This is a genomic window from Shumkonia mesophila, assembly GCF_026163695.1.
Taxonomy (GTDB): Bacteria; Pseudomonadota; Alphaproteobacteria; order Rhodospirillales; family Shumkoniaceae; genus Shumkonia; species Shumkonia mesophila.
This window is the reverse complement of the sequence record NZ_JAOTID010000035.1, coordinates 1-16354: the sequence shown is the minus strand read 5'-3', so window position 1 is coordinate 16354 and position 16354 is coordinate 1. Positions and strand designations below refer to the sequence as shown.

Annotated in this window: 15 protein-coding genes; 10 read left to right on the top strand and 5 right to left on the bottom strand. The window is 61.8% G+C overall.

The genetic code is table 11. The features are described 5' to 3' along the window. Positions 1–318: transposase (locus ODR01_RS24820; RefSeq protein ID WP_316980406.1), on the top strand; the 318-nt coding region annotated here is incomplete at its 5' end. A 463-nt stretch (positions 319–781) separates the two neighbouring features. Here ODR01_RS24820 and ODR01_RS24815 read toward each other — a convergent pair. The 4 genes from ODR01_RS24815 to ODR01_RS24800 form a co-directional block, all read right to left on the bottom strand. Beyond that, positions 782–1807 carry a restriction endonuclease gene (locus ODR01_RS24815; protein WP_316980405.1) on the bottom strand — a complete coding sequence of 342 codons (1026 nt, stop codon included), beginning with the start codon at positions 1805–1807 and terminating at the stop codon, positions 782–784. Between the two features lie 223 nt (positions 1808–2030). After that, the gene (locus ODR01_RS24810) at positions 2031–3512 is read right to left on the bottom strand and encodes an AbiV family abortive infection protein (protein WP_316980404.1); all 1482 of its coding nucleotides are present in this window, start codon (positions 3510–3512) and stop codon (positions 2031–2033) included. Positions 3513–4020: 508 nt separating this feature from the next. Continuing rightward, positions 4021–5214, bottom strand: a complete 1194-nt coding sequence (locus tag ODR01_RS24805; protein WP_394356874.1) for an IS91 family transposase — start codon at positions 5212–5214, stop codon at positions 4021–4023. 7 nt (positions 5215–5221) lie between these two features. After that, a complete protein-coding gene (locus ODR01_RS24800) occupies positions 5222–5920 on the bottom strand; it encodes a tyrosine-type recombinase/integrase (protein WP_316980403.1) in 699 nt (232 codons plus the stop codon). Between the two features lie 6 nt (positions 5921–5926). Between ODR01_RS24800 and tnpB the strand changes: the two genes are divergently transcribed. After that, positions 5927–6049, top strand: a complete 123-nt coding sequence (gene tnpB, locus ODR01_RS24795) for an IS66 family insertion sequence element accessory protein TnpB (protein ID WP_449441462.1) — start codon at positions 5927–5929, stop codon at positions 6047–6049. A 253-nt stretch (positions 6050–6302) separates the two neighbouring features. On the opposite strand, the gene ODR01_RS24790 is transcribed toward tnpB, so the two are convergent. Next, entirely contained in the window at positions 6303–6992 is a 690-nt protein-coding gene (locus ODR01_RS24790; protein ID WP_316980402.1) for a FadR/GntR family transcriptional regulator, read from the bottom strand. A 357-nt stretch (positions 6993–7349) separates the two neighbouring features. On the opposite strand from ODR01_RS24790, the gene ODR01_RS24785 reads away from it, so the two are divergent. The 8 genes from ODR01_RS24785 (at position 7350) to ODR01_RS24750 (ending at position 16288) form a co-directional block, all read left to right on the top strand. Further along, the gene (locus ODR01_RS24785; RefSeq protein WP_316980401.1) at positions 7350–8234 is read left to right on the top strand and encodes a fumarylacetoacetate hydrolase family protein; all 885 of its coding nucleotides are present in this window, start codon (positions 7350–7352) and stop codon (positions 8232–8234) included. 36 nt (positions 8235–8270) lie between these two features. Further along, entirely contained in the window at positions 8271–9221 is a 951-nt protein-coding gene (locus ODR01_RS24780; RefSeq protein WP_316980400.1) for a fumarylacetoacetate hydrolase family protein, read from the top strand. Between the two features lie 94 nt (positions 9222–9315). After that, positions 9316–10302, top strand: a complete 987-nt coding sequence (locus ODR01_RS24775) for a tripartite tricarboxylate transporter substrate binding protein (RefSeq protein WP_316980399.1) — start codon at positions 9316–9318, stop codon at positions 10300–10302. A 55-nt stretch (positions 10303–10357) separates the two neighbouring features. Further along, entirely contained in the window at positions 10358–10831 is a 474-nt protein-coding gene (locus ODR01_RS24770) for a tripartite tricarboxylate transporter TctB family protein (protein ID WP_316980398.1), read from the top strand. A gap of 8 nt (positions 10832–10839) precedes the next feature. Beyond that, positions 10840–12342: a tripartite tricarboxylate transporter permease gene (locus ODR01_RS24765; protein ID WP_316980397.1), complete on the top strand. Its 1503-nt coding sequence runs from the start codon at positions 10840–10842 to the stop codon at positions 12340–12342. A 29-nt stretch (positions 12343–12371) separates the two neighbouring features. After that, positions 12372–13655 carry a RidA family protein gene (locus ODR01_RS24760; protein ID WP_316980396.1) on the top strand — a complete coding sequence of 428 codons (1284 nt, stop codon included), beginning with the start codon at positions 12372–12374 and terminating at the stop codon, positions 13653–13655. Between the two features lie 174 nt (positions 13656–13829). Further along, a complete protein-coding gene (locus tag ODR01_RS24755) occupies positions 13830–15050 on the top strand; it encodes an NADP-dependent isocitrate dehydrogenase (RefSeq protein ID WP_316980395.1) in 1221 nt (406 codons plus the stop codon). A 230-nt stretch (positions 15051–15280) separates the two neighbouring features. Next, positions 15281–16288, top strand: a complete 1008-nt coding sequence (locus ODR01_RS24750; protein WP_394356873.1) for an IS3 family transposase — start codon at positions 15281–15283, stop codon at positions 16286–16288. The last annotated feature ends 66 nt before the right edge of the window (positions 16289–16354 follow it).

Below are 16354 nucleotides of genomic sequence, written 5' to 3'. Positions count from 1 at the left end.
CGCCAGCAGGTCATGACGCTCGCCGCCGACGAGTTCATCCGCCGCTTCCTGCTTCATGTCCTGCCGCGCGGCTTCCACCGTATCCGCCACTATGGCCTGCTCGCCGGCGCTTCCCGCCAGGCCAGTCTGGATCGCGCTCGTGAGCTGCTGGCGGTGGCGCCACCGGTCGATGACGACGGGCCGGAGGAACCGCTCGACACGCGACCGCCATGCCCTTGCTGCGGGGGGCGCATGGTCGTCATCGAGACCTTCGCCCGTTGGCACCAACCGCGCGCGCCGCCGGCGAACGCCACACCAGCCGGGAGAAAGGCGCCGTGACCCGGCACGGCCTGGCCTCGCAAGACCTCGCGGCTCCTGGGCCTCGGGCAACGGGCCGGTTTGCGCCGGCCATCACCACCCCCGCCGCGACAGGTTCCAGCACCAGCCGTTCACGGCGAAGGCGCGGCCCGAACCGGCCCCATGACAGCCTGTCCACGCCAACCGCGATGGGCCCCAACCTCTCTCGAGTCAGCCTTAAGACCGACCCAAAACCGAAATCCCCATAGACCACAGCCCGGGGCCCGCGGGTTCGTTCCTCGGCGACTTTCGTACGCCTCACGGCGCCCGAAACTCTTCACGGGAGCGGAAGGTCGGTTTTAGGACCCGGAACAGGCATTGCAGACGCCGCCGTGGGAGGTGTTTGACTTAAGGCGATCCATCGCAGGCATTTTCCGCAGCTTTTTTGCCGCCGAGTTGGACATCGGCAATCGAGCGGACCTAATGGCGAACCCGGCCCCCCCGGTCAGGTCGCCATCCCCAACCCCGGCTTGCGCATCTCGCCCACCCATTCTCTCAGCGTCTCGCGGCCGGCCTCCTCGATTGGATAGCGCCGGACAGCGCAGACGTTCCTCGCACCGGGGGCGAGCTTCGACGTAGTGACGATCAGGCCAGACGACGCCTTCGCATCGAGCACATCCGCGTAAAGCGCCTTCACGACCACCTTCGAGACGGAATCCTTCTGACGCTTACACTGAATGATGATAGCGGGAGGGCTCTCCGGCGACTCGTCGGCAGACCAGACACGCACGTCTACGCCATTGTCGTTGCGCCCCGGTCCGATCTCGACGCGGAACCCTTGGCGGTAGAAGTATTCCCCAGTCAGGCCCTCAAATTTGCGCCAGTTGATGCGGTCGATGTCGTCGAAGTTCCGGTGGAGGTAGTCGATGTATCGTTGATCGAAGAAGTGCCCGTATAAGGTTGTCAACCCTTCTGACCGGAAGAGGTCCTCCAGTTCGGCGGTGTCTTTCCATTCCGATATCGCTGGGAAATGGGACGACTTTATCTCAAGCTGAATTGCGTAACTGGTGATCAAGTCATATGCGATGTCGAGCCCAAGCTTACCGTATTCGTCGTGGCATTTCCGCATGAACGGTGATGGATCTATCTTGTCACCTCGGCCTAGGTCCGGATCAGCAAGAGCATTGTTAAGAAATCCGGTGAACCCGTCGGAAATTTTGTAGACGAGTTCCAGCGCCTTCGGATCGTGCTTGTACTTGTGGTACGCGCCTATGACAGGCATGGGATTATCTGGCCGTTCGAGGCGACCTACGGAGTACAACAGGAATTCGACCATGTCCTCGTAGACCACCGACTCGATCCGCACCCAGTCGTCATCATCAAACTCCAGATACTCCCCGAAGCGCCCATATTCATCGCGCGCTAGGAGAGTCCGGAGACGCTGCTCGTTCAGGGCCAGACCCGATTTAGTCCCGACGATATCGGACAGGCTCCCGAACATTGCGGTCGCTTCGAAGTTTATCGAGCCCATTCTCCGCTCCATATAAGTCCAATTTTGCCGTCAACGGGCATCCGCATCTGATGTCCCGTATCAGGCCGCGAAGTCTCCATCTTGGCCAAGCGCACCCTAGGTCGCACGCCTGATTGGCCCGATTTGGGACCAACCACAAGACCGTGATCGTCAGGGGCACATCGGCTTTTGGACGGCGCAATTTCCCATAGGGGTACGTGCCCTGATGTTCCGCCTTACGTAGTCACGCTTCCCGATCCAAGATGGTGCGCCGAGTTCGGCCAGCGGTATGCATGAGATAAAGATCTGCTGCCTGTTTGGCTGATCTGAGATTGACGAGCGGCGTCTCGGTAGTATCCCCCTCAGGTGTCAGGACTCTGAACGTCTGACGGCGATGTTCGTGATCGGGCATAAAGGTCTTGAATCCCTCATGAAAGCTTGCTTCGAATTCGTCTCGTTTGCCGCTCCAACCACCGTAGTGGCGCAAGGCTCCCGCCAAACAGGCAGTGAAAGCGCGACGTGCCACTTGGTCAAAGCTGTAAAAGATGTCGGACTTGGCGATCAGCGCGAGCCCGTCGAAATAGGGCTTGAAGATTGGCTCGGCCTCCGCCTCCGGCAGCGGTGCAAAGGCCATCATGCAGCGGATGGCATGATCGATATGTTCGTCCGTCAGCGCCACCGCACGACCGTCTCCCCAGAAGCTCTCACCTCTGCCGATCTCTATGAGGCGGTTCAGTTCAAGGTCGCGAATCTCCTTGAACATCTTCCGCTCGAAGCCTGCTCGTTCGAACCAGAAATAGCCGATGCTGCCAATATTGAGGCAAGCAACGACCAGCTTGGTGAGGCTAACTATCCTGCCCGCCATTGAACCCAACGGCTCATTGTCGTGCACCGTCAGTTGGAGCACGAACTGATCCTTCTTGCCCGTCCAGAGGAGCTGGACCGACTGGAGCTGATCATTCCAATGCCCCAGCACCTTCGGCCTAAGGGAGTGCGACGGCGTGTAAACAACTGCGTTCGCCCTCCAACGTGGCTTGGCTGAACCCTCCGGTGCCGCTGGCCGCGCAAGCTCGACTTCCAATGTCTGGCGGTCTTCTCGATCGATTCGTGCCACTTCTTCGCGTGCCCAGCCAACCCACGCGCGCGTATCGCCTCCCATCGCTTCGAATTGTCTTGTGAAAGGTTCGCTTAGCAGCAGGCGCGACTGATCGGGATCCGCCATCGTGTCGAGAAACCATTCGGTGAGATCGTCGATCTCACCACTCGGAATTCCGTCTTCCCGCTCATATTCAAGGCGCTCACGGGCCATAGACAGCGCCTGCTGAGCTTCCTCAGGACGTACCTGTTCACTAGGAGGGGGGGCGGTCGGGTCGGCCTTCGCATCCACGTACAGAGATGCCAACCGCAACGCGTGTGCATTCTCGGCGAACCGGCGCGCCGTCTCGAAATCGGCCGGATCGATGCGGACCAGCGGAGACCAGACCGCCCATTGCAGTTTGTGACGATGGCTGTCGAGAGAGCGGTCGATCCAGCCGCCGTCTAGGTGCGTATGATTAATCATACGCGCGCCAAGCATGCTTGCCTTGCCGACCTCCTCGAGCGCCAGCAGGCTCAGGTGATAGACAATGTGGGGCCAACCTCCACCCTCGAGACGTTCGGCTGCATCAATGAAGCCTTGGGCCTGATCCAGGCAGAGATGCCGAGCATGCAGCAATTTCTTGTCCATGGCCGTTCCATTGATGTGGCAAGCGCGCTCGATCGCCAGGGCGCTTGTGGACGTTATAATACACAAGAGAGCATCTGCCTCGTCAGTGGTGCTTCTGTCGGCGGAAGTGGATGTCGACGGATGACCGCTTTCTGGCGTAGTCCCGTGTCCCGTAAATGACAGAGTTGGTGAAGGTTTCCGGATGCCGGCCAACACAGGCCGCGCGGCTTGAGATGGGGCCGGCGTACGGAAACCGCCCATGTATGAACCCGCGGGACACGAAGCGTGGACTATGGGGATTTGAGGATTTCGGAGCCGTCGCGATCAGGTGACGGGCATGGCGGTGGCCTGGCGATGGTCGACTGGCAGGGGACCGCAGGGTCGTCCTCGGCTCGATGTTGGCATGGCGTATCGGCGCTGGGGAGTGGGCCCCGCCGATCCGGGGGCCTGGAATGGGGCATGCGGGTGCAGCCGAGGATGAGCCGGAGCGGCCTGGCTTCGAGCTGAGTGGGGTTCTGGCCGTGCCGGGTCACGATGGTGTCCTCCCGGATGGTTGGGGCGGGAATGGTGGTGCGCGGGGCTGGGCGTCGCGCTGGAAGATCTCGATGACGACCATGCGTCCGCCGCAACAAGGGCAAGGCGGCGGTGAATACGGCTCTGGGGCGAGCTCTTCCGTCTCGCTCGGCGCCGGAGCGGCAAGCAATTCCCTGGCGCGCGTGAGATTGCTTTTGCGTCCGGCGCCGGCGAGCAGGCCGTAATGGCGGATGCGGTGGAAGCCCTTCGGCAGGACGTGGAGCAGGAAGCGCCGGATGAACTCGTCGGCGGCGAGCGTCATGGTGCGTTGGCGTTCGGCGCCGTCGCGGCGGTAGTCCTTGTAGCGGAAGGTGACGGCGGTGCCGTCGAACGAGATGAGCCGTCGGTTCGAGATGGCGACCCGGTGGGTGTAGCGCGACAGATAGGCGAGGACCGCCTCGGGTCCGGCAAAGGGCGGCTTGGCATAGACCACCCACTTCTTCCTCCGCAGCGGCGCCAGGGTGCGCAGGAAGGACCGTCGTTCGGTTAACGCGCTATGGTCACCGAAGAAGTGAAGCCGGCCCGCGGCGTGAAGGGTGATCAGTCGGGTCAGAAAGAGACGACGGAACAGCTTCGCAAGGACACGAACCGGCAGCAGGAAAGCGGCGCGCGAGGAGACCCACCGCGCGCCATCGAGCGAGATGCCGCCGCCCGGCACGACCATGTGAATGTGCGGATGATGGGTCATCGCTGAGCCCCAGGTGTGGAGGACAGCCGTGATGCCGATGCGCGTGCCGAGATGACGCGGGTCGGCGGCGATCGTGAGCATGGTCTCCGACGCGGTCCGGAACAGCAGGTCGTAGATCACCGCCTTGTTGTGGAAGGCGATGTCGGCGACCTCGGCGGGGACGGTGAAGACGACATGGAAATAGCCGACCGGCAACAGGTCGGCCTGGCGGGCGGCCAGCCACCCGCGCGCCGCGGCGCCCTGGCACTTGGGACAGTGCCGGTTGCGGCAGCTGTTATAGGCGATGCGGAAATGGCCGCAGTCCTCGCAGCCTTCGACGTGACCGCCGAGGGCGGCGGTGCGGCAGGTCTCGATCGCCGACATCACCTTCAACTGGGCCAGACTGATATGCCCGGCATGTGTCACCCGCCAAGCCGGCCCGGCCACGCGGAAGATGTCGGCGACCTCCGGTATCGGGCGCACCGCCCGCTCAGTCGCCCGGGCTCTTGCCTTCCATCAGCAGTTTGAGATGCTCGAGCGGACTGGTCACCGAACGGATCGTCTTCGTCGCGACACGGGCATAAAGGGCTGTCGTGTCGAGCTTGGAATGCCCCAGCAGCACTTGGATGACGCGGATGTCGACATCCTGCTCCAGAAGATGTGTGGCGAAGCTGTGGCGCAGCGTGTGGGGCGTCACCCGCTTCCTGATGCCGGCCGCTTCCGCCGCCTCATGGACGGCGCGATTGATCTGGCGGGTCGAGACCGGCTCGGCAACGCTGCGACCGGGAAACAGCCAGCCATGGGGCGGCATGACGTTCCGCCGCTTGCCCTCGCGCCACCAGAGACGAAGCAACTCCAGCAGTTGCGGCGACAGCATCGCGTTGCGGTCCTTGCGCCCCTTGCCCTGTTCCACCCGGATCAGCATGCGGGTGCTGTCGATGTCGTCGACCTTGAGGGCGGCGACTTCCGAGACCCGGAGCCCGGCACCATAGGCGGTTCCCAGCGCCGCCTTGTACTTGGGACCCGGCGCCGCATCGAGCAGTCGCCCGACCTCCTCGACGCTCAGCACGTCTGGAAGCTTGCGGGGATGACGAACCAGGACGAGGCGTCGGGACAGATCCGGCCGGTCGAGCGTCACCGTGAAGAAGAAGCGCAGCGCCGACACCGAGCTGTTGATGGTGGGGGGCACCTGTTCGTGTTCCGGGGCAAACGGGGGGATCTGGTCAAGATCCTGTGGCATGACGGCCAGGGCATGTGCCTGTTCGCCAAGCGGCTGGAACGGGGTCGGTTCACCCTGCCGTCGACGGGAGGGCGATAAGGGACTTGGTCGGCGTCCGTGTCTATTCGAGCCGGCGCGACCCAGGGTTGGGATGTCCTCATCGCACTCAAGTTCGCGCGGGCGCGGAGGGTTATGGCCTTGAATTCTCGAGCGGCCGACTGCTAATCGGAATCTGGACGGTTTCGCGTGTGACGTGTCGTTGGCTCGGATTTGGCGTCTTGAAGAACAGCCTAGAATCTCCAACGCGCCACCCGATAATCTCGGCAACCTCGTTCACCTCTGAGCAACTAGATCAAGTCCGCACGTCCGCTTGGCGGCCGAATAAATCGACCTGCACAGTGTTGAGGTGGTTGCGCATCGCTGCCTCGGCGCCCGTCATATCCCGACCGGCTATGGCCTCCACGCAGTGCATGTGTTGTGCGTTGTAGACCTCTTGGCGTTCGCGGGTCAGCGACGCCTCCTTCAAGCGGCCCCACAACTTCTCCTCACGCAGGGCCGTCAACGCTTTAAGCATCGCGGCGAGGACTGTGCTATGCGAAGCCTCGGCGACGGCCTCGTGCAGCATTCCGTCCCACAATTCATAGGTCTTCAGGTCCAACGCAGCGCGGCCTTTGTCCAGGCACCGCCGCAGGTGGCCAATATCGCCAGCGGTAGCGCGCAAGGCTGCCAGCGCAGCTGCCTTCGGTTCAATGATCAAACGGGTTTCCATGATGTCCGCCGGGGCAGCCGAATGGACCAATGGCGATACGGCTTGGAAGTGGTTGGGGCCGCGGCGACCGACAAAGGTCCCCTGGCCGACGTGACGCCAGATCTTGCCTTCGGCTTCCAGGACAGCAAGTGCCTGCCGCAGTGTGGTTCGGGTGGTGTCCAGTTCGGCTGCCAATTCACGCTCTGGTGGAAGTCTCGATTGAGCCGGAAAACGTCCCGAGTCGAGCAGCGCATTCAGGCGGTTCAACAGGTCTTTTTTGATTGTTCCGGTCATCTCAACCATTTCCTACATTGGTTCGCAATTAGAACCAATATCACTATTGGTACATGTATCCTAAGTGCTAACGGCAGAATGGAAGCGTGGAACGTAAGCATCCCATGAGGTTCGACCGATAAGGCTAGCACACACAAAATAGAATATTTAATTAAAAAATATTAACGATAAAAATTGCGTTAATGCAGTATGTTAGCTGGTATTGGTTCCGAATATGGTAGCGCTTAGCGAATGGGTTCAGACCGACTCGCGCTGCTGCCCCGTAAGGCGCGGAGCCCATCAGTATTGTCTGCCCAGTTGACACCATTAAGACAATGGTCTAAGTGGTATTGGTTGGTTATAGCTTAAGGATGAGCCATGCGCTTCGTGACTTTCTCCCATGCGGGGGCAAAAAACCGGCCGGGCGTCGTCGACGCCACCGGCCAGACCATCGTCGATCTAAGCAAGGAGGGGATTGCCGACCTCAATGCCCTCATTCTCGAGGGCGAGGCCGGGCTGACCATCGCCCGCCGGGCGCTCAAGCAGCCCAAGCTGAAGGTGCCGCTGGCCGAGGCCACCCTGGGCGCGCCGATTCCCAGGCCGCGACGCAACATCATGTGCGTCGGCAAAAACTACTTCGAGCATTCCAAGGAATTCGAGAAGAGCGGCTTCGATTCAACATCGGGCGGCCAGGCCGTCCCCGACGCCCCGGTGATCTTCACCAAGGCGCCGTCTTCCGTCTCTCCCCCCGGCGCCGAGATTCCGTCCCATCTCGATCCCACGCAGTCGACCGACTACGAGGGCGAGCTTGGCGTCGTCATCGGTCGCGGCGGGCGGGGTATCGCCAAGGCGGCGGCCTATGGCCATGTCTTCGGCTACGTGATCCTCAACGACGTCACCGCCCGCAAGCTGCAGAGCCAGCACAAACAGTGGTTCCTGGGCAAAAGCGTCGACGGCTTCTGCCCGATGGGCCCCTACCTGGTGACCGCCGACGAAGTGGGAGACGTGACCAAGCTGGTGCTGACCACCGAGGTGAACGGCGAGCGCCGCCAGGAAGGGAAGGTATCCGACCTGATCTTCGACATTCCGACCATCATCGAGACGATCTCCCGGACCATGACGCTGGAGCCCGGTGACGTCATCGCCACCGGTACGCCGGCCGGCGTCGGCATCGGCTTCACGCCGCCCAAGTTCCTGAAGAAGGGCGACGTCGTGCGCATCGCCATCACCGGGCTGGGCGCCCTGGAAAACCCGGTTGCCTGACGGCGCCCGCAGATCAGAAAGAGCGAGGAAATCCGAATGAGACTTGCGATGTATTTGAACCAGGGCGATCCGCGGCTGGGCGCCGTGCAGGGCGAGGCCGTCGTCGATCTCAACCTGGCCTACGAAGCAATGTTGGCCGCCAACGGCAATCTTCGGGCGCGCGCCAAGGCCGAGGCCTTGGTGCCCTCCGAAACCGTCGCCTTCCTGCGGGGCGGCGACGATTCGCTGACGGCGGCGCGCACCGCGCTGAAATGGGCTGCGGTGCCGAGCAGTGCCACGCTAAAGGTCAGGAACGCGCCGGTGGTGCGGCCGCTGAAGGACGTCAAGCTGCTGGCGCCGGTGATGAAGCCCGAGAAGATCATCTGCGTGGCCCACAACTACCATGACTTCCTCAAGGAACTGGGGATGAAGCCGCACCCGATTCCGCGCATCTTCTCAAAGTTCGCCAACGCGGTATGCGCGTGGGATGACCCCGTCATCCGTCCGAAGATGAGCCGGCAGCTGGGCTACGAGGCGGAATTGGCCTTCGTCATCGGCAAGCGCTGCAAGAATGTGCCCGAGGAGAAGGCCTACGATGTCATCGCCGGCTACATGACGTTCAATGACATCAGCGCCAGCGACTGCACCAAGTCCGACGTCCAGAACACCCGCGGCAAGGGCTTCGACACCTTCGCGCCGATGGGGCCCTGCCTGGTCACCGCCGACGAGGTGGCCGATCCGCACGACCTCAAGGTCGAGCTTCGCGTCAACGGCCGGGTACTGCAAAGCTCGAACACCCGCGAGCTGGTCCACAACGTGCCGCAGCTGCTGTCGTTCTGCTCGCAGGTTTTCACGCTGGAGCCGGGCGACGTGGTGGCGACTGGAACCCCCGGGGGGCTGGCCAAGGACCGCAATCCGCCGACCTTCATGGAGCCGGGGGACGTGATGGAGACCGAGATCGGCGATCTCGGCCTCATGCGCAACCCGATCGTCGAGGAGAAAGTTTGAAATGTGCGGTGGACGCATCAGTCCCCGCGTACGCAGTGACAAGAACAGCGAGGCTCGAGGATAGTCTCGGTGCCTCTCGATCAGGAGGAGTGCGATGAAAAAGGGTCTCAAAACCTTCAGGAGTAGCACAGGCAGCCTGTTTGTTGGCGCAGCAGCGGCAGCTGTGCTGGCGGTCTCGGGCGCTGCTCTGGCCAAGGACTATCCAACGAAGCCGGTCAGTTGGATCGTGACGTGGCCGGCGGGTGGTGGCGCCGATACGGCGACCCGGACGTTCACCAAGTATCTCGAGAAGGAAATCGACGGAACCATCGTCATCAATAACGTGGTCGGCGGCGGCGCCAGCATCGGCTACATGACGGCCAAACAGGCTCGTCCCGATGGCTACACCTTACTGACGGCCCAGGGCGATCTGCCGAAGTTTGCCCCGACGAAGCTAGCTCCCATCGACATCAAGGACTTCGACTTCATTGCAGGCTTCGCGGTCCAGTCGCCCATATTGATTGTGCGTGCCGACAGCCCGTGGAAGACGCTGAAGGATTTTGTCGAAGACGCCAAAAAGAATCCCGGCAAGCGGACCATCGGAGTTTCCGACATTGGCGGCGTCCACCACCAGCCGGTGATCCTTTGGGCGAAGCTGGCGGGTATCGACGTGCGCGCCATCGCCCACGACGGCTCGCCGCAAATGAACGCAGCCATTCTCGGCGGCCATGTTGACGTGATCAGTAGCTACGTCAGGCCGGCAGTGCCTTACGTCAAGGAAGGGAAGCTCCGCTTCCTTGGCTACTTCGGCAGCAACCCGCCTGCCGACTACCCGGACATCCCGACCGTCAAGGCCTCCGGCTATGACGTCGTCTGGGAGCAGCCTTATGGGATCGGCGCCCCGGCAGGCGTGCCGGAAGACGTCAAGAAAACGCTCGCCGCAGCGGCGGAGAAGGTCTGGGCCAATCCCGAATTCGTCAAAGGTCTCGGGAACCTTGGCCTCGATCTCTACGCCAAGAGCGGCCAGGAACTGAAGGAGTCACTCCAACAGATGCAGGTCGGCATCGTCGAGGTCACTAAAATCCTGCAAGGCGGCAAGTAGAGGATCCTCTTCGGCGGGGGTGGGGCCGATCCCTTCCCCCGCCAAGGATAAGAAAATGATGGCACTTATCGTCGCGTTGGTCGCATTCTCCATGAGCGTCGTCTTTTTCGGGATCACGTTCGAGTTCCCGCATCTGGCGGCCGATCCGGGTGGGCCGGCCCTTTATCCTCGCATCGTGGCGGTGGTGACAGGTTTTGCCTGCGCATTGTACGGGGTCCAACACCTTGTAACGCGCAAGCCCGTGTCACCCAGCAAAGGGAGGCGCGGGACGGCAGCAGACTGGTGGTCAGCTGCTATCGCCGACAAAACCAAGATCTTCTCGTTCGCCTTGGTCATCTTGCTTCCAGCGGCCATTGATGTCGTGGGCTTCGCGGGTGCCACTTTCCTGTTCGTGATCATCCTCATGATGATCTCCGGGGTCAATCTGGTCCGCTCCATGATCACCGCAGTCTTGAGCAGCGCGGGTGTTTACGCTGGATACGCGTGGGTACTCGGTGCCGTTCTCCCCAAGGGATTTCTGTTCGAATAGGTGCCGAGATGGAACAATTCCTTCAAGCTCTCTTAATCGTTCTTTCACCGGAAGGCCTCGGCACTCTGGTCGGCGGCGTCGTTGCCGGCATTCTCGTCGGAGCTGCTCCGGGACTCACGTCGACCATCGCGATTGGACTGCTGATTCCATTTACATTCGCGCTTTCAAAATATGCCGCGTTCACCCTCCTTCTCGGCATCTACTGCGGTTCCATGTACGGCGGCTCCATTCCGGCCATCCTGATGAATTTGCCGGGGACGCCGGCCGCTGCAGTGACGGCACTCGATGGCTACCCGATGACCCGTGCGGGCAAGCCGGGATATGCGCTAACCGTTTCGGTAGTTTCCTCGGCGATGGGCGGCTTGTTCAGCGCCTCCGTCCTGATTTTCCTTTCGGTGCCTCTGTCGGTGGTGGCGACAGCGTTCGCGGGGCCGGAATATTTCGCTCTCTGCCTTTTCGCCATCGCGGTGGTATTTGCGGCGTCCAGCAAGTCGATCCTTAAGGCCATCATCGCCACGGGAGCGGGCCTGTTGGTGGCGACTATCGGCATCGATCCCATCGCGCCCTACCCCCGCTTCACCTTTGATGTTCCCGTCCTGATGATCGGTGTGCCGGAGGTCCCGGCGACCATTGGTCTTTTCTGCGTCGCCGAGGGATTCCGCCTGCTGTTTGATCCGGCCAGGGGTCAAGCCGTCTCCCATGCCGTGCGCAGCAGCTTCCGCGACGTCATTCCCATCATCAAGAGCCTATGGCGCACGATCCTGCGTTCCAGTGTCATCGGCACGATCATCGGCATCTTGCCCGGCACCGGCGCCATGATGGCGGCGTTCATCTCTTACGGGGAGGCAAAACGAAGCAGCAAGAATCCCGAGGAATTCGGGACAGGGTGCCCCGAAGGCATCGCCGCGGCCCAGAGCGCCGACAACGCGGTCACTGGCGGGGCATTGATTCCGATGCTCACGCTGGGCATTCCTGGAGACGTGAATACGCTCATGCTTCTGGGGGCCATGCTGGTTCACGGCCTGATCCCGGGTCCCGCCCTGTTTCACGAGGAGTCGACGCTTGTCTACGTCATCTTCATGACAATGGTTCTGGCCAACTTGATATTCCTGGTCATCGGTATGCGGTTTGCCCCGTTGGTGGCCAAGGTGACGCAAGCCGACCAGCGCTACATTGTCCCCGTCATCCTGATCCTGGCCATCACCGGTCCGGCGATCAGCGCGGGGCATGTCTACTATTTCTGGATCAGCATTGCGTTTGGCATCATCGGCTACGTGATGGAGAAGGGCGGTTATCCCGTCATGGCGATGGCCATGGCCATCGTTCTAGGCCCCATCATCGAGAAAAGCCTGCGATCGGCCCTGATGCTTCCGGAAGACACGTTGGCCATCTTCTTCAGCCGCCCGATCTCTGCGGTCTTCATCGTGCTGGCAATCGCCGTCGTCATCCTGGGCGTCTATCGGGAAATCAGGGCACGACGGGCGACGGCTGCCGCGGCGGCACAAGCGTAATCCCCCGGTCTGACTAAGAGGAAAGAGAAATGGCAATAGAGAAAATGGGCCTGCGCACTTATGGGGTAGGCCACAAGCCCCACGCGTCGTTTGTCAAGGCAGGGCGGTGGGTTTTCGCCAACGGGATCAGGGCGCTTGACGAGCACGGCGTGGTGCACCCATCCGTCCTCCGAGAGGACCGCCCACTCAACGCGCCTCCAAGGGCGGAACGGGAGGCCCGGTTCATCTTCGACATCCTGGGTGACGGGTTCGCCGCGGCAAATAGTTCGCTCGCCAATGTGGTTCGGGTCGACCAGTACTACCCGGATTGGCGAACCGTCGACCCCTATCACTCGGTGAGGCGCCAAGCCCTCGGCAAGGTTGTTGCACCGAGTACGTCAATCATCGTCGACGGTTTGATGAATCAGGACGCCCTGGTTGAGGTGCAGGCCCTGGCATTCACAAAGGAAAGCAACATCAAGGCCGAGCCCCTCGCGCCCAAGAAGGTCGGCGGCCCGGCGGAATCTGGATATGCACCTTGCCTGCTGGTCGATGATCTCGTCTTCGTGGCGGGGCAACTCGCTCGCGACGATTCCGGGGACATCGCTCCGCAGGCGCGGGTTCCCGATACCCAGTTCTGGAGAGGCACCCGTATCAGACTGGAGACGCGCTACATGGTGGAGCACCGCTTGAAGCCGGCATTGGAGGCGGCGGGAAGCAGTCTCGACCTGATTCTGAAGGCCCAGGTCTACCTCAGCCATCCCGAGGATTTCCCGATGTTCATGCAGGTGTGGTGCGACGCCTTCGAGAGCGCCGTCCCGCCGACCACGGTCGTCCCGGTGCGCCATCCAGCCCTTGGGACCAAGGAAGCAACAATCGAGATCAACGTCATCGCGGCATCAACACGCGCGAAGGCCCGCGTCCAGGATGTGAAGTGCGACGTCCCGCTGATCTCGAATCGGATGCTGCCGGCGAGGCGGCTGGACGACCTTCTGTTCGTGGCTGGTCTGATGGCAGTTGACGAGGGCGGTTTGGTGCCGGAGGCGCGTCCTGAGCCCACGGCGCCATACTACAAGAGCGGAATTGAGCTTCAGACGGCGGACATCCTACGGAAGGCCGAAAAGATTTTTGCTGCGGCGGGAACGGACCTTGCGAACGTCGCCCGGGCCATTCATTTCCACGCGGATCTCGGCGACTTCGCTGGAGCCTGCAATGCTTGGAGGCAAGTCATTGGCAACGACGCTTTGCCCTATTCCGCGGTGAAAGTGAACGAGTCGATGTTCGTCCCGGGAGCGAAGCTGATCCTTGACCTATGGGGGCATTTGCCGAGCTAGGAAACCCGCGACGGCGGCCGCCAGTGACTTCCCCGCTGGCGGATTGTTACCTGCTTGGGCAAAGGGCGGCGGACTGTTGGTCCGTTGGCAATGGTACAGCAGTCCGCCACACCTTGAATTCAATGAGAAGATTGCCCGTGAGTACCGCTGCTCCCGGATATGGAGGAACTACGCATGAAAAAGGTGAAAGTCGCCAATCCCATCGTCGAACTGGACGGCGACGAGATGGCGCGCGTTGTCTGGGGCTGGATCAGGGAGACGCTGGTTCTCCCCTATCTCGACGTGAACCTGCTTTACTACGACCTCGGCCTGCCGCATCGCGACGCCACCGACAATGCGGTGGTTGCCGAGGCCTCGGAGGCCATCAAGATTCATCACGTCGGCGTCAAGTGCGCCGCCATCAACCCCGATCGGGCGCGGGTCGAGGAGTACGGCCTGAAGAAGGCCTGGCCCTCGCCCAATGCCGGCGTACGCAACATCGTCGGGGGCACGCTCTTCCGCGAACCGGTAGTTTGCAGGAATGTGCCGCGCCGGGTTTCCGGGTGGACGAAGCCGATTATCGTCGCCCGCCACGCCTTCGCCGACGAATTCGCGGCGACCGATTTCCTGGTGCCCGGCCCCGGCACCGTGACCATCCGATTCCAGCCCACGGCCGGCGGCGAGACCATTGAGCATACGGTGCTGGAGTTTCCCAGCTCCGGCATCGCGCTGGGCATGTACAACCTCGATTCCTCGATCGAAGGGTTCGCGCGCGCCTCGATGACCTATGGCCTCGACGTCGGCTACCCGGTCTATCTCGGCACCAAGAACACCGCGCTCAAGGTCTATGACAACCGCTTCAAGGAGATCTTCCAGCGCATCTACGAGGCCGAATTCAAGGCCCGCTTCGAGGCCAAGGGCATCTTCTACGAGCACCGGCTGGTCGACGAACTGGCCGCCTTCGCCATCAAGTCCTCCGGCGGCTTCGTCTACGCCTGCCGCAACCGCGACGGCGATATCCAGTCGGATATGGTGGCCGAGGGCTTCGGCTCCCTGGGCCTCATGGCCTCGATCCTGATGACGCCGGATGGTCGCACCGTGCAGACCGAGGCGGCGCACGGCACCATCACGCGGCATTACCGCCTGCACCAGGCAGGCAAGGAAACGTCGACCAATCCGGTGGCCTCCATTATTGCCTGGGCGCGGGCGCTCGACTTCCGCGGCCGCTTCGATGGCACGCCCGAAGTCCGTCAATTCGCCCAGGCCCTGGAATCGGCCTGCGTGCAGACCATCGAGTCGGGCGTCATGACCAAGGACCTGGCGATGCTGGTCGGCCCCGGCCAGCCGTGGATGACGACCAGACAGTTCCTGAGCGCGGTCGACCAGACCCTGCGGGAGAAGTGGCTGGCCGTTTAAGCTAGCAGCCAGTTGGTTTGAGTAAGCCCCCTACCGCTTTCGGTAGGGGGCTGAATGGTGTGCTCTAAGACCCTGCATCTTTCGTTCTCGTCGGCACACCGGCGGATGCGAATTTTCGGCGCGATCGCTCTTATACTGCCCCATCTCATGGCGAGCCGCGTTCGGCGAGAAGGTCCTCGACGTCACGGAGGTTCAGCGTGAAACGACAATGTTGTCGCACCACATGTTGGATGCTCGCGGATGCAAATTGTTGCCTGTTGAGGTATCCTGCATCCGAGAAGCTGGAGATCATCCGCCTGGTCGAACATTCGCATCTGCCGATCCGGCGAACGCTGGAGAAGCTGGGGATCCCGAGGATGACATTTTACCGGTGGTACGATCGTCATCGCGCGTTCGGCCTCGCCGGCCTTGAGGACCGCGATAGCGGTCCGGGCCGGGTCTGGAACCGGATCTCCGACGATGTCCGCCGCGAGATCGTCGACTTGGCGCTGGAGGAGCCGGAACTCAGCCCACGCGAACTGGCCGTGAAGTTCATCGACACCAAGGGCTACTTCGTCTCGGAAGCCTCGGTGTATCGGCTTTTGAAGGCCCACGATCTGATCACCAGCCCGGCGTTCGTCGTCATCAAGGCGGCGGATGCGTTCAAGGACAAGACCACGGCCCCGAACCAGCTCTGGCAGACGGACTTCACGTACTTCAAGGTCATCGGCTGGGGTTGGCTGTATCTGTCGACGATCCTGGACGACTATTCCCGCTACATTATCGCCTGGAAGCTGTGTACGACCATGCGGGCCGAGGACGTCACGGAAACGCTGAAGCTGGCGCTGGATGCCTCGGGCTGCGACCACGCCGACGTCATGCACAGACCCCGGCTGTTGAGTGACAACGGGTCGTCGTACATCTCCGGCGACCTGGCACAATGGCTCGAGGACCAGGGCATGGATCACGTTCGCGGTGCGCCGAACCATCCCCAGACCCAGGGCAAGATCGAACGCTGGCACCAGACCCCGAAAAACCGCATCCTGCTGGAAAACTACTACCTGCCCGGCGACCTCGAAGGTCAAATCGACGCTTTCGTCCGGCACTACAACGACCATCGCTACCACGAAAGTCTGGGCAACCTCACCCCCGCCGACGTCTACTTCGGACGGGATCGCGACATCATCGAACGAAGAAACGCGATCAAGAAACTGACCATCCAAAACCGCCGCTTGTCCCATCGCCGGAATGCGGCTTAACATCAACCGCCGAGGAGCCAGAGCCTCCGTTATCCGATCAGTTCACATGTCCCAAATGTTTTGACG